The organism is Pseudofrankia inefficax (genome assembly GCF_000166135.1).
In the GTDB taxonomy this organism is placed as follows: Bacteria; Actinomycetota; Actinomycetes; order Frankiales; family Frankiaceae; genus Pseudofrankia; species Pseudofrankia inefficax.
Window position 1 is genome coordinate 6,888,717 of record NC_014666.1, and the last position, 13,715, is coordinate 6,902,431.

Annotated in this window: 10 protein-coding genes; 3 read left to right on the forward strand and 7 right to left on the reverse strand. The window is 72.1% G+C overall.

The genetic code is table 11. The features are described from left to right. Positions 1 to 33: 33 nt before the first annotated feature. Together FRAEUI1C_RS27925 and FRAEUI1C_RS27930 are read right to left on the reverse strand one after the other, a co-directional pair. Positions 34 to 453 carry a VOC family protein gene (locus FRAEUI1C_RS27925; RefSeq protein ID WP_013426721.1) on the reverse strand — a complete coding sequence of 140 codons (420 nt, stop codon included), beginning with the start codon at positions 451 to 453 and terminating at the stop codon, positions 34 to 36. Positions 454 to 929: 476 nt separating this feature from the next. Then, positions 930 to 4,025, reverse strand: coding sequence for an AfsR/SARP family transcriptional regulator (locus FRAEUI1C_RS27930; RefSeq protein ID WP_013426722.1), 3,096 nt, complete (start codon positions 4,023 to 4,025; stop codon positions 930 to 932). 136 nt (positions 4,026 to 4,161) lie between these two features. On the opposite strand from FRAEUI1C_RS27930, the gene FRAEUI1C_RS27935 reads away from it, so the two are divergent. Then, the gene (locus FRAEUI1C_RS27935; RefSeq protein ID WP_013426723.1) at positions 4,162 to 5,142 is read left to right on the forward strand and encodes an NAD(P)-dependent alcohol dehydrogenase; all 981 of its coding nucleotides are present in this window, start codon (positions 4,162 to 4,164) and stop codon (positions 5,140 to 5,142) included. A gap of 66 nt (positions 5,143 to 5,208) precedes the next feature. Here the strand turns inward: FRAEUI1C_RS27935 and FRAEUI1C_RS27940 are convergent, their stop codons facing one another. The 3 genes from FRAEUI1C_RS27940 to FRAEUI1C_RS27950 form a co-directional block, all read right to left on the reverse strand. Next, positions 5,209 to 7,164, reverse strand: coding sequence for a M13 family metallopeptidase (locus FRAEUI1C_RS27940; protein ID WP_013426724.1), 1,956 nt, complete (start codon positions 7,162 to 7,164; stop codon positions 5,209 to 5,211). 73 nt (positions 7,165 to 7,237) lie between these two features. Beyond that, entirely contained in the window at positions 7,238 to 7,690 is a 453-nt protein-coding gene (locus tag FRAEUI1C_RS27945; RefSeq protein ID WP_013426725.1) for a YdeI/OmpD-associated family protein, read from the reverse strand. 98 nt (positions 7,691 to 7,788) lie between these two features. After that, positions 7,789 to 9,033: an ABC transporter substrate-binding protein gene (locus FRAEUI1C_RS27950; protein ID WP_013426726.1), complete on the reverse strand. Its 1,245-nt coding sequence runs from the start codon at positions 9,031 to 9,033 to the stop codon at positions 7,789 to 7,791. Between the two features lie 679 nt (positions 9,034 to 9,712). On the opposite strand from FRAEUI1C_RS27950, the gene FRAEUI1C_RS27955 reads away from it, so the two are divergent. Beyond that, on the forward strand, positions 9,713 to 11,068 hold the full coding sequence (locus FRAEUI1C_RS27955; protein ID WP_013426727.1) for an ABC transporter substrate-binding protein: 1,356 nt from the start codon (positions 9,713 to 9,715) through the stop codon (positions 11,066 to 11,068). 154 nt (positions 11,069 to 11,222) lie between these two features. On the opposite strand, the gene FRAEUI1C_RS27960 is transcribed toward FRAEUI1C_RS27955, so the two are convergent. Then, positions 11,223 to 11,801: a TetR/AcrR family transcriptional regulator gene (locus tag FRAEUI1C_RS27960; RefSeq protein WP_232425146.1), complete on the reverse strand. Its 579-nt coding sequence runs from the start codon at positions 11,799 to 11,801 to the stop codon at positions 11,223 to 11,225. Between the two features lie 113 nt (positions 11,802 to 11,914). Here FRAEUI1C_RS27960 and FRAEUI1C_RS27965 point away from each other — a divergent pair, with 113 nt between their 5' ends. Beyond that, on the forward strand, positions 11,915 to 12,766 hold the full coding sequence (locus FRAEUI1C_RS27965) for an alpha/beta fold hydrolase (RefSeq protein ID WP_013426729.1): 852 nt from the start codon (positions 11,915 to 11,917) through the stop codon (positions 12,764 to 12,766). Positions 12,767 to 12,839: 73 nt separating this feature from the next. On the opposite strand, the gene FRAEUI1C_RS27970 is transcribed toward FRAEUI1C_RS27965, so the two are convergent. After that, positions 12,840 to 13,547, reverse strand: a complete 708-nt coding sequence (locus FRAEUI1C_RS27970) for an SDR family NAD(P)-dependent oxidoreductase (protein WP_013426730.1) — start codon at positions 13,545 to 13,547, stop codon at positions 12,840 to 12,842. Between the last annotated feature and the right edge of the window lie 168 nt (positions 13,548 to 13,715).

Consider the following 13,715-nt stretch of genomic DNA (forward strand, 5'->3'; position numbering starts at 1 on the left):
CCTTCGCGCCAATGCGCCTTTATGACGGCAGTTCTACCGCGCCGATGTCTCGCTCGCCGGAGTGTTGCTCGTGGGGCTGCCGTAGGGGCGGGTGAGGATCTCCATGCCGTGGCCGGCTGGATCCAGGAAGTAGAGCCCGCGTCCGCCGTGGTGGTGGTTGATCTCGCCTGGGTGCTTCAGGCCCGGGTCGGCGTAGTAGGCGATCCCGGCCCGCTGAATCCGGGCGTAGGCCGCGTCGAACTCGTCGTCGGCGACAAGGAAGGCGTAGTGCTGCCGAGCGATCGACCCGGCCGGCACACTGGCGAAGTCGAGCGTCACGCCGTTGCTGGTAGAAACCGGAATGAACGGGCCCCACTCGGCCCCGACCTCAAGGTCGAGAATCTCGGCCAGGAACTCGGCGGATTCCCGATTGTTCCGAGCATGAACGATAGTGTGATTCAGTTCGACTGACATCTGCGGAATGCCTCCGTAAGGCATATCGCGGACGCCTCCATGCCTCACCCAGCCGGTGACCGGCACGCGGCGCCGTGCCCACAATCTACCCACGCAGCGCCGACGTCGTCGAGCGACCTCAATACGGCATCACGTCACGGCGGCCAGCCGGTCGCCAGACAATGCGGGCCGAGCCGGCTGGGGGCCCCGGACCCTCGCCTCGACACTTTCAGGTAGGCGATCGCGGTGGACTATCCGTTCGGTCCTACACCGTGCTCGCGCTTCGCCGTTCGCGGCGACCAGGGCGCGTAGGACCTTCAACTCCGGCAGGCCTGTTCGGCCGCGGCGATGAGGCTGGACTCCGCGAGGTCGAAGGGCGCCCAGTCGCGTTCTGCGCGAGCGAGGGCGACGGCGCCCTCGCTGGCCGCGATGGTCAGCGCCGCCAGCCGACCGCCGCGACCACGGCGGGGCGGCCAGCGGGGGCGGACCCGGCCAGGTCACACCCGGGCGGGCGGGGTGAGCTCGGTCAGCACCGCGCGGATGTACTCCAGCGCCTCGTGATCGTCGAGGTCCGGCTCGGGCGGGCGCCGGCCCGCCGCGTCGATCGTCTGCCTGGCGTCCGCCACCAGCGTCGCCCAGTAGGGGGCGACCCGGTCCAGGTGGCGCAGGACCCGGTTCGCCTCGGCCAGCCGGTCGACCGTGGTCATCATGTTGACGAACTCGACGGCGGTGACGCAGATGGCCTGCATGTTGCCGCTGTCCAGCAGCTCGTCCACGTGCTCGCGCAGGATGTCGTACGCGCGGGCCCGCTCGCCGCGCCGGAAGTAGGCGCGAGCCTCGACGCACCGGTTCGGCGAGTGGGTGCGGGCGGGCACCTCGACCGCGACGGCCGCGCCGAGCAGCTCCTCCGCGCGGGCGGGCCGGTTCTGGAGCAGCGCCGCGTACCCGAGCAGCAGCAGGGCCATGTTCAGCAACGTGGGCGGGCCGGCGACGCGGTAGCGCTCGACCAGTACGCCGACGGTCGCGTCGCCCTCGGCGAACCGGCCGCCGAACACGTGCGACGCCCCGACGTCCAGCTCCAGATGCTCGGCCAGGTCGTCGTCCCCCCGCCCACGGAACCACGCGATCAACGACGGGGTGAGGAGCCCGAGCGCCGGGAAGTCCTGCCGCACCGAGGCCAGCCCGTGCTGAACCGCCACGTCAACGATCCCACCGGCCGACCCCCCGGCATCGGCGCCGCCGGCGGACACGGACCCGGCCTCGGCGGCGACGGAGTCGGCGACGACGGCGGGAACGGGCTCGGCGGGGATGGTTCGGGAGACCTGCCGGGCCAGCAGCCGGTCGAAGGCGGCCGGGTCCTGGGCGAGCTTGTACCGCTGGCCGGCCCAGACGAGCCCGAAGGCGACAACCTCGACGTCCTCGGCCGGGGTCAGCGCGAGCAGCCGCTCGACCCAGTCACCCAGCTCGCCGCGGTTGCGGCGTGGGATCTCGGTGACGAGCGGCCGGACCAGCGCGTACGCGAGACGCCGGTCCGCGCGCCGGAGGGCCCAGTCGAAGGCCGACCGCAGGTTCGGCCACAGCTCGTCGAGATCGGCGACACCCGCGACCTCGTCCCGTCCCAGCAACAGCCGATGAATCTCGGTCACCCGGTCGGCGCACCAGGCCGCGTGGCGGTCGGCCAGGACGTCGGCCTCGCCAGCCTGGTCGAGCCGCTCGACGGCGAAGTGCCGGATCGGTTCGAGCAGCCTGAACCGCCTCCGCCGCGCGCCGGGCTCGGCGACGACCATCGACCGAGCGACCAGCCCGGCCAGCGCCTCGTCGACGTCACCCGCGTCGAACGCGGCCGCGTCGCCCGGCGCCAGCGCCGACCCGAACGACTGAGCGCCCGCCGGCTGAGTGCCGGCCGAGGCCGGGCCGTCGCCCGCGACAGCCGTGGCAGCGGGCAGGTCGAAGGCCCCGATGAAGACGGCGAGACGGCGCAGCAGAGTCCGTTCGGGCGGGGTGAGCAGGTCGTACGACCACTGGATGGTCGCCCGCATCGCGCGGTGCCGGCCCGTTCCGGCCTGCCCACCGTCGACCGTGACCAGCAGCCGCAGCTGGTTGTCAAGCCGGGCCAGCAGGTCCGCGGGGCGCAGCGTCGTCGTCCGGGCGGCGGCCAGCTCGATCGCGAGCGGCATGCCCTCCAGCCGGCGGCAGATCTCCGTGACGGGGTCCGGCCTCGCCATTCCGGGCGGCCCGGCCCGCGCCGCATCGTCCGTGCCCGCCGGGTCCCGCGGCACGGACAGCGCCGCCGCGCGTTCCCGGAAGAGCTCCGCTCCGGGACCGTCCGGCTCCAGCGGCCCGACGGGGACGACCCGCTCGTGGCCGCCGCGCAGGCCGAGCCGCTCCCGCGACGTGACCAGCACCCGCGTGCGCGGGCAGCCGTCCGCGACCGCCTGCGCGAGCGCGGCGGCGCCGGCCAGCACGTGCTCGCAGTTGTCGAGGACCAGCAACATCCGCCGGGGCCGCAGCGCGGCGACGACGGAGCCGGTCAGGTCCCGCCCCGCGCTCTCCTTGACGCCCAGCGTCGCGGCGACGGCGCGGGGGACGTCCGCGGCCGAGCCGGCCTGGACGAGGTCGACCAGCCAGGCGCCGTCCGCGTCCTCCTCCCGGCCGGCCGCGGCGACGGCGAGGCAGGTCTTGCCGATCCCGCCCGGACCGACCAACGTGACCACCGGCCACGAGGACAGCGCCAGCCGGACGGTGGCCAGGTCCGCGTCCCGGCCGATGAGCCGCCCGGGCCGCGGCGGCAGGTTCCCCGGCCGGCCACCGACGGGTGCCGGGACGGCGAGCCTGCTGTCCTGGCCGAGGACCATGGCCTCCAGCGCGCGCAGCCGCGGGCCGGGCTCGACGCCGAGTCGTTCGACGAGGTGGCGGCGCGCGGTCTGGTAGGCGCCGAGCGCGTCGCCCTGCCGGCCGGTCCGGTACAACGCCGTCATCCGCAGCGCCCAGAGCTCCTCGCGGTCCGGGTGGCTCGCGGTCAGCTCGGCCAGCCGCCCGAGGGCCGCGGCCGGGTCGGTCTCGATCCGCCCGGCGAGGTCCGTCTCGACGGCGACGAGCCAGCGTTCCTCCAGCCCGTCGACGATGGCGGCCAGCCCCGGCGTCACCCGCAGGCCGGCCAGCGGCGCGCCGACCCACTGCGCGAGCGCGGCGGCCGTGTCACCGGTCTCGACCAGCCGGGCGAAACGCAGGGCGTCGACGGCGTCGGCCGGTACCTCGAGCCGGTAGGCGGCGCCGACCGTGGTGATCGCCGCTGGGCCGAGCGCGCGGCGCAGCCGGGCGACGTACGAGTGCAGGGTCCGCTCGGCGGTGCGCGGCCGGTCCGCACCCCACACGAGGTCGACGAGCCGGGCCACGGACAGTGCGGTTCCCGGCGACAGCGCGAGCGCGGCGAGCAGCGCCTGGCACCGTGGCGGGCCCACCTCCACCGGCTGCCCGTCGCCGGTGAAAGCGCCGACGCCACCGAGCAGGCGGACCCGGACGCCGGACCCGATCGCGCCGCCGTGGTCCCCCACGCCGTGGGTCACCAGCGCGTCCACCGCCTTGTCACCCACGATCACCTCACCCGGTACGGGCGGTTTTCGGCTCAACCATAACGCAACAGATCTTCGACCGAGGCCCGGTGCGGGCCAAGGACCGTGGTCAAGGGATGCCGAAACCAGGAGGCGCGATCGTGACAGGGACCAGGTCGTGAAGGCCATCGTGCAGGACCGGTTCGGCCCGCCGGACGTGCTGCGGCTGGCCGACGTCGACGTTCCCCGGGTCGGTGCCGGTGACGTGCTGGTGCGGGTGCGCGCGGCCGGGCTGAATCCGTACGACTGGCACATGCTGCGCGGCGACCCGTACGTCGCCCGGCTGATGGGCGGGGTCGGCGTGCGGCGGCCGACGTCCCGGGTGGCCGGGCTCGACGCCGCGGGGACGGTCGAGGCGGTCGGCGCGGACGTCGACGGGGTCGCGGTCGGCGACGACGTCCTGGCGTTCTGCCCGGGCGCGCTCGCCGAGTACGCGCTCGTCGGGCCGCCGGGCGCGTGGGCGCCGAAACCGGCGAACCTGACGTTCGAGCAGGCAGCCGCGGTGCCGCTGGCGGCGCTGACCGCGCTGCGGGCGGTGCGGGACGCGGCGGGGCTGCGCGCCGGGCAGCGGCTGCTCGTCAACGGCGCCGCGGGCGGCATCGGCACCTTCGCCGTCCAACTGGCGGCCGGCCTGGGCGTCGAGGTCACGGGGGTGTGCGGCTCCCGCAACGTCGAGCTGGTGCGTTCGCTGGGCGCGGCGCACGTCGTGGACTACCAGGCGCAGGACGTCCTCGGCTCACCCGAGCGGTACGACGCGATCCTCGACAACGTCGGCAACCTGCCGGCGCGCCGGCTGCGCCGGCTGCTGGCTCCGGGCGGGATCCTCCTGCTCAACGGCGGCGGCTCGCCGGGCAAGGTGTTCGGCGCCGTCGGCAGGTTCGCGGGTGGCGCCGCGCTCGGCCTCGTCGTCCGCCAGCGGATCCGGCCGCTGGTGGCGAAGCCGAACGGCGTCGACCTGCGCACCCTCGCCGGCCTGCTCGAAGCCGGCCTGCTCGCCCCCGTCCTCGACCGCGCCTGGGCGCTGCCCGAGGCCGCGGACGCGCTGCGCCAGGTCGAGGCCGGCCACGTCCGCGGAAAGGTCGTCGTCACCGTCGGCTGACCAGCTGGCGACCGCCCTGGCCACGGTTCGTCAGGGCCAGGGCGGTCGGGCCAGCCGAAGGGCGGGCTACCAGATGCGGACCCGCTCGGCCGGCTCCAGCCAGAGGCCGTCGCCGGGGGCGGTGTCGAACACCTCGTGGAACTCGTCGAGGTTGCGCACGATGTTGGCGCGCAGCTCCGGCGGGCTGTGCGGGTCGGTCGTCAGGTACTGGCGCTCCAGCTCCAGCCGGCGCTTGGTCCGCCACACGTAGGCCCAGTTCATGAACAGCCGACGCCGGTCCTCGCGGGCCGCGGTGCCGCCCTGGGAGATGACGTATGCCACGTGGGCGATGGTCAGGCCGCCGAGGTCACCGATGTTCTCGCCGACGGTGAGGGCGCCGTTGACCTTCTCCCCCGGCAGGTTGCGCGGCTCGAACCCGTTGTACTGCTCGACCAGGGTCTTCGACTTCACCTCGAAGGCCGCCTTGTCGGCCGGGGTCCACCAGTCGTTCAGGTTGCCGGCGCCGTCGTACTGCGCGCCCTGGTCGTCGAAGCCGTGCCCGACCTCGTGGCCGATGACCGCGCCGATGCCGCCGTAGTTCTCGGCCGGGTGGGCGTCGGGGCTGAAGAACGGCTTCTGCAGGATGCCGGCCGGGAAGCAGATCTCGTTCGTGCCCGGGTTGTAGTAGGCGTTCACCGTCTGCGGCAGCATGAACCACTCGTCGCGGTCGACCGGAGCGCCGATCTTGGCCAGGTCCCGGTCGGTCTCGAACGCGGAGGCGGCCTGGGCGTTGCCCATCAGGTCGTCCCGGCGGACCGCGAGCTTCGAGTAGTCCCGGAACCGCTCCGGATAGCCGATCTTGGGCCGGAACGTCTCGAGCTTCTCGTACGCGCGCTCCTTGGTCTCGTCCGTCATCCAGTCCAGCTGGGAGATCGACGAACGGTAGGCCGCGAGCAGGTTCGCGACCAGGTCGTCCATCTGCGCCTTGGCGCGCGGCGGGAAGTGGCGGGCGACGTACTCCTTGCCGACGGCCTCACCGATCGAGCCCTCGACGAACGACACCGCGCGCTTCCACCGGGCCCGCAGCTCGGGCGTGCCGGACAGGGTGCGGCCGTAGAAGTCGAAGTGCGCCTCGACGAACGGGTCCGACAGGTAGGGCGCGGCCGAGCGCAGCACGTGGCTGACCAGCCAGTCGCGCCACACCTCGATCGGCGTGTCGGTCAGCACCGTCGAGAGGTGCTCGAAGTACGACGGCTGCCGCACGCACGCCTCGGCCAGCGTCGCCCCCGGGCCGGTCAGCGAGCCGCCGAGGTTCGTCACGTAGACGTCCCAGTCGAAGGCCGGGCAGAGCGCCGCGAGTTCCTCGGCCGTCTTCAGGTTGTAGGTCTTCTGGACGTCCCTGGTGTCGGCCCGCTCCCAGTGGCCCTTCGCGAGCAGGGTGTCCAGCGCGAGAATGCGCTGCGCGGCGCCCGCCGGGTCGGGATGCTCGGCCAGCCCCAGCATGCGGGTCAGGTAGTCGACGTACTTCGCGCGGATCTCGGCGAACTTCTCGTCGCGGTAGTACGACTCGTCCGGCAGGCCGAGACCGCCCTGGAGCAGGTGGAACAGGTACCGGTCGGAGTTGCGGTCGTCGGTGTCGACGTAGGAGCCGAACAGCCCGCTGCCGCCGATCCGCTCGAACGTCCCGAGGAAGGCTGCGAGGTCGCGGACGTCGAGCAGCCCGCGGGCGGCCTCGAGCAGCGTCCGCGCGGGGTCCAGCCCGAGCGCCTGGATCGCCTCGGTGTCCAGGAAGGAGTTGTAGAGGTCGGCGATCTTCCGCGCGTCCTCGGCCTGCGTGGCCGGGTCCTGCGCGGCGAGGTCGGTGATGATGTCGCGGACCTGCTGCTCGGCGGCATCGGCCAGCTGGACGAACGGGCCCCAGCTCGAGCGGTCGGACGGGATCTCCGCCTCGACGAGCCACCGGCCGTTCACGTGGCCGAAGAGGTCGTCCTGCGGTCGTACGTCGAGGTCCATGCCCTCACGGGCGTCGTCGAGGATGCTCACAGAACGGAAGTCTCCAGTCGATTGGGCCGTCAGGGAAGCGTCACGCGAAGAACTGTCCGGTCAGGAGAGGGTCTCAGCGGGTGCGGCGCCCGGCGCTGAGAGCCTCGACGGTCTTCGTGATCCGGGTCTGGCGGGTTTCGGGCTTCTTCGCCTCAACCACCCACCGGACCCATTCCTTGCGATGGGTGAACGCGAGCGCCTCGAAGGTCGCCTGCGCGGAGGGCACCGCGGCGATCGCCGCCGCCAGGTCGTCCGGCACCTCGACGACGCGGGGGGCGACGTCCAGAACGAGCTCCACCTCGACCTCGTCGCCCGCGGCGACCTTGGCGGCGCGCCGGTTCTCGGCGGACAGCGGAACGAGGTACCGGCCGCCCATGGGGGCGACGGTGGTCTGGTACGAGTGCGGCCCGATCGTCACCGTGACCTTCGGACGCTTGCCACTGTTCAGCTCCGCGACCACGTCCGGGGGCACCTCGATGCCCGTCGCGGTGGCGCCGTGGAGCTCGACCGTCGTCCGGAATCTCACCCGTCCAGTATGGCCGTCCCGCGGTCACCTGGAGCCCAGGTAGGGGCCTCGGGGACCAGCCCCGAGACCCCTACGCGCTTCGGCCCGACGCGGACGCGTCAGGTGGCGGGCGAGACGGTCTTGCCGGCGACCAGCTCGCCGCAGACCGGGTCCGCCCCCTTGACGAGGGTGAACGTGCCGGCTTCCAGCTTCGTGATCCACGTGCAGTTGTCCGGGCCGGCCACGACGTTCGTCCGGTCGTTGATGTCGACCTTGTGGCCGCCGAAGAGGCCCATCGCGTCCCAGTCATGGATGTTCGACAGGGCACTGATCAGCGACGCCTGCGTCGGGGTCGCGCCGGCGGCCTTCAGGGCCCGGACCAGCAGCCCGACCGAGGCATAGCCGTTGTAGGACGCGTACGTCGGCGCGGTGGCGATCTTCGCGCTCACGAAGTCGGCCGCGAGCTGCTTCGTCGCGGCGGTCTTCATCTCGACGGGCTCGTAGCCGAGCGTGAAATAGACACCCTCGGCCTGGTTCAGCGCGCCCGGGCCGGCCTGCAGCAGGTCACCGCCGTAGCCGGTCGGCAGGAACGCCGCCTTGAGGCTCACCCCCTGGTCGCGCAGGCCCTTGATCAGGGAGAACGCGGTGCTCGGGTCCACGGCTGGGTAGATCCCGTCGATGCCGGCAGCCTTCATCGCCAGCACCTCGGGGCCCACGTCGGTGCTGCCGAACGGGAACTTGGCGTTGAGGTAGCCGGCCTTGACGCCCGACACCTGCGCCGACAGCGCCGAGGAGCTGGCCGACTCCGAGGAGACCGGCGAGGCGCCATAGCCAAGCGCGGCCAGGTTGGTGACGCCCAACTGCCCGAGGAGCTTGCCGAAGGTCGTGGCGACCTTCGTCTGCTGGAGCGCGCCGGTAACCCCGAACATGTTCTTCGAGGTCGTCCACTCCGGCCCGTCCGAGGCACCACCGATGACGGGCACGTTGTGCGCGGTGAGGTAGTTCGAGGTCGTCAGAAGAAGGGCCGACTGGGCCAGTACCGCCACCACGTGGTCCCTGGTGACGAGCTTCTGGGCGGCCGTGAGGGCAGTCGTCGGGTTCGTCGCGGTATCCGCGACGACATATTTGATCGTGTAGCCGTTGCGGGACGCAAGATACGTCCCCGCCTTGACGCCGTCGACGAACGTCTTGCTTCCCGACGCCGCCGGGCCGGTGAGGTCGGCGAGTACGCCGATCGTCACGGATCTGTTGGCTGTGCCCTGCGTGCCTGTGCCGCCCCCGCCGGTCGATGAGCCGCAGCCAGCGGCCAGCAGCACCGTCGCGGTCGCCAAGGCGCCCAACGCGATGCGTCGCGTGCGGATCATTGCCTCCCCATCCATTTTTGATTGCAAGCGTCGACAATGGATGTGACCGCGCCGTGCTAGGGCGCCTCAACCCATGGCCTTGGGTTCTCCCCGCTTGCCGGTCTGTCTCGCACCGCGACCTGTCGGGTGTCGGCAAGAATCGCGTCCGAACGCCATTGGAAGGTCTGTTTGATGCAAGACGGCCGGGTTGAATTCGACATCGACAGCCGAGTGCATATTAGCCAGCGCACCCGGTCACGTAGCGGCAGGGTCCGTTGAGCCGCGTGAGCCCGACCGGATGACAGGCCCACCCGCTTCCCCGCCGTCCAGGCCGTGGACCAGCGGCACCGCCCGAATCCGCGATGGCGTGGCGCCGGCCACAGGAATCCGTTCACGGCCCGCGAACGGCCGCGACCTTGTGTTCCCAACCACAGGAATCTGTTCTCAAAACCGGCCCAACAATCCGGTCGAGTGTGTCGTGCGCCACAGGAATCCGAGAGGCGGGGGGCACGAGGTCCCGGGCCGGTCCGCCCGGCATCGCGCATGTCGACACGCTTCGATTTCTCCCGGTTACCGGATGGGCAGCGGGTCGCCCTTAGCGCAGGGGCAGCCCGGAGTGTCTCCGCAGGCTGTGATACTGCTGAGGATCACAAAGGCCACAGCGAAATCATTCTTCAAGCGATGACGAGGGAGCCCGGGAGTGACGAGACACGGTCCCGCGACCAAGGCTGGGTCGTCGGCGGCGCCGCGCGCGACGGCCCACAGCGGGGCGCCGCGGGCGGCAGCCCACGGCCGCCTGCGGGCGCGCACGGCCGCCTCGGCCGCCCTCCTGGTCGTCGCGTCGACCTTGGTCGCCTGCGGTTCCGGATCGTCGACCTCGGCGGGCCGCAACGCGTCGTGCCCGTCCGGGGTACCGGGCGTGACATCCAACTCGATCAAGATAGGGCTCGTCCTGCCGGACACCGGCGGCCCGGTCGCCGAAGCCTTCCGGCCGGCCCGCGGCGCGGTGGACGCCCGCATCGCGAAGCAGAACGCCGCGGGCGGGGTGAACGGCCGCCAGATCGACGTGACGTGGCAGGACGACGAGGGAGACGCGGGCGTCTTCACGCACGCCGTGCAGACCCTCGTCCAGACCGACCAGGTCTTCGGCCTGATCGCGCAGACGGTCAACCTCACCGACCAGTCCGCGAGCTGGCTCCAGCAGGCCGGGGTCCCGGTCACCGGCCTGCCCACCAGCCCCATCTGGAGCAACTACAGCAACGTCTTCCACCTCGGCTCCCTGTTCAACAAGGGCGGCGCGGTCGACACCTACGGCCGGTACGTCAAGGCCCAGGGCGGGACCAGGGCCCTGATCGTGATCGACCCGAGCGCGCCCACCTCGGCGAACCTCGCCGACCAGATGGCTCCCAGCCTGCGCAGCCAGGGGATCACCGTGGTGGGGCAGACGTCCTACTCGGAGAACTCCTCGAACCCGGCCAAGGTGGCGACGCAGCTTCGCCAGGAAGGGGCCGACACCCTGGTCGGCGCGGTTCAGGCCGATGCCTTCATCGACATCTACGCCGCGGCCCGGGCCGCCAACGTGAACCTCAAGGTCGCCCTCAGCTCCAGCGACTACGGCCCTGCCCAGATCAAGCAGCGGGGCAAGGAGATGGCCGGCATGTCGATGACGATGGCCTTCCAGTCGTACACGTCGAACTCGCCGGCCATCAAGGCGTACCAGGACGCCATGACCACCTACTCCCCCGAGACCGAGAGCCCCTTCGACGACCTCGCCATCGTTTCCTACGCGGCGGCCGACGAAATGATCAAGGGCCTGGAACTCGCCGGGGCCTGCCCCACGAGGCAGTCGTTCATCACCAACCTGCGGAAGGTCACCAGCTACGACGCCGGCGGGCTGCTCGCCCCGACGAACCTGAGCAAGCCGCACGACCCCGTCTCCTGCTTCAACTTCCTCAAGGTGAGCGCGTCAGGCGACAGTTTCGCGACGGTGCCGGGCAACAGCCCGAGCGGCTTCTGGTGCGGCGAGCCGGTACCCGCCTCGGCCGCCGGCTCCTAGAAGGCCCGGCCTTCGTCGCGGGCCGCCGCGTCGGCCTTGATCGCCGTTTGGGCCCTGCGATGGTCGCGGAAACGTCCCCGCTACGACCACCTCAGGGCCTAAGCCGCGATCAAGACCGACGCGGTGAATGGCCGAGCGGGGCCCGTGCCACGCCTCAGCGGGTGAGGCCGTCGATGACGAGGCCGAGGGCGTTGATCATCTCCGTGCGGGCGGTCTCGGTGTCGGGGGCGCGGGCGATGTAGAGGGCCGCCTCGTCACTGGCGCCCATGAGGACGTGGGCGAGCGGGTCGACCGGTTGGCGCCGGATGCGGCCGATCTCCATTCCCCAGACGAGCACGTCCCGCACCAGGCCGAAGACGTGGCGCTGGCACAGCTCGCGCCATTCGGCCCAGCCCAGCACCGAAGGACCGTCGAGCAGGACGATCCGGTGGACCTCCGGCTCGACGCAGATCCGCAGCCAGGTATCGGCCGCCAGCCGCATCGCCTCGATGGGGTCGGTCGAGCCCGCGGCGGCGACCTCGTCCGCGATGCGGGCCGCGACGTCCGCCTCGACGGCCTCGACGACCGCGGCGAACAGGGCGGTCTTGTCGGCGAACTGGTGGTAGAGCGCTCCCCGGCTCACCCCGGCGGCCGTCACGATCGACTCCGTCGCGACCGCGGCGAAGCCCTCCGCGGCGAACAGCCGCCGACCGGCGGCGACCAGGGCCGCTCGGGTCGTGGCGGAACGATCCACCTGACGGCGCCGCGGCGGCGTCGTCGGTCCTGGACTGGGCAACGAAGGCACAGCCAGATTCTCCCCCGTCGCTGCCGTTGTTTTACATACAGTCTGTCGGTATGTTTCTTCGCATGGACGCCTCAGCGCTCAGCGAAGTGATCGAACTGCCCCAGGGCCAGATCCGGTACCGCGCGGCGGGCCCGCCGACGTCGGAGCGGCCGCCGGTGGTGTTCGTGCACGGAGTGCTCGTGGACCGCGAGCTGTGGACCCCCGTCGCCGACCTGCTCGCCCAGCAGGGCGTGCGCAGCTACGCCCCGACCCTGCCGATGGGTGCCCATCAGACGCCGATGGACGCCGACGCCGACCTCACCCCGCGAGGCGTCGCCCGGCTGGTGCTCGACCTGATCGCCGCGCTTGACCTGCGGGACGTCACCCTCGTCGGGAACGACACCGGCGGAGCGATCACCCAGTTCGTGCTCGACACCGACCCGGACCGGATCGGCCGGGTCGTGCTCACCAACTGCGACGCCTTCGGCGCCTTCCCCCCGCCGCCCCTCACGCTGCTCGTGCGCGCCCTGCGCCACCCGGCCGTCGTCGCGGCGATGGTGCCAGGCCTCCGGTCGACCCGGCTGCGGCACGGACCACTCGGCTTCGGGCCGCTCTCGACCGGGCCCCTCGACCCCGCGTTGACCGGCGCCTGGGTCAAGCCGCTGGCCGACGGGAAGATCCGCCGTGACCTGGCCAAGCTGGCCCGCGGGATCGACCCGAAGGACCTGCTCGACGTCTCGACCCGCCTGGGGAAGCTGGACCGGCCGGTCCGCGTCCTCTGGGGCGACGACGACCGCTACTTCGACGTCGAGCTCGGCCGGCGCCTCGCCGACGCCTTCACCGACGCGACGTTCGAGACCGTCGCCGGAGGACGCACCTTCCTCCCGCTCGACCATCCAGACCGCGTAGCTACCGCCATCCTCGCGGCGTTCTGACCACGCCTCAAAGCCGGGAACCAGCCGGCGACACCCAACTGGTTCCCGACCGGAGCTCCGCGAGGCGCGGGCCTTAGTCCAGCGCCGCCGGGAAATACCGGGTGGGCGGCTTCCCGGGACTCACCACGAGCTCGGTCCCGGGCGCACCGTCCCGCAGCAGCCCGACAACGGCCGCCGCGACCTCGTCGGCCCCGAGCATCGGGATACCCGCGGCCTGGAATCGATCGCGCGCCGGCTCGGTCAACGGGGTGTCGACCAGCCCGGGGCACACCGCGCAAAGCCGAATACCCTCCCGGGACAGCGGCCCGGCCAGCGCTCGGACCAGGCCGATGACGGCGTGCTTGGTCATCGTGTAGATCGGGTCCTGCTCGATCCCGCGCAACGCGGCATGCGACGCGGTGACCACGATCGAACCTCCACCGCCCGCGCGCAGCACCGGCAACGCGGCGCGCAGCCCATAGACCACCGAATGTTGGTTGACCCCCACGACAGCCTGATAGCGGCCGAGGTCGAGCGTGGCCGGGTCCTTGTCCACCGAGTTGATTCCCGCGTTCAGGACGAGCAGGTCCAACCGCCCACCGGCCGCCGCGACCATCCGCTCGGACAGCTCCGGATCGGCCAGGTCACCCACGACCGCGACCCCGCCGATCGAGGCGGCCACCTGCTCGACCTCAGGCTTGCGGTCGACCAGGACGCAGCGGGCCCCGCCAGCGGCCAGCCGCCGGGCGACCGCCGCACCGATACCGCCCGCAGCCCCCGTGACAACCGCGACCTCACCCATCCACCCCACCCGTTCTGTTTAGTCCGCCTATGACCGCTAGGCAGGTTACGTCGCCGACAGGGCGCCGTACCTGGCCTTCGAGGCTCCGCTGGCCGAGACGCGCCAGCGGAGGTCGGCCAGGCGAGGTGCGACGCGGCTCCTACCGAGCCAGGAGCGGCCGGCGGCTTC

Coding starts and splice junctions, on each gene's coding strand:
- FRAEUI1C_RS27950 (WP_013426726.1), bottom strand. CDS start 9,033: ATGATCCGCACGCGACGCATCGCGTTGGGCGCCTTGGCGACCGCGACG.
- FRAEUI1C_RS27970 (WP_013426730.1), bottom strand. CDS start 13,547: ATGGGTGAGGTCGCGGTTGTCACGGGGGCTGCGGGCGGTATCGGTGCG.
- FRAEUI1C_RS27925 (WP_013426721.1), bottom strand. CDS start 453: ATGTCAGTCGAACTGAATCACACTATCGTTCATGCTCGGAACAATCGG.
- FRAEUI1C_RS27965 (WP_013426729.1), top strand. CDS start 11,915: ATGGACGCCTCAGCGCTCAGCGAAGTGATCGAACTGCCCCAGGGCCAG.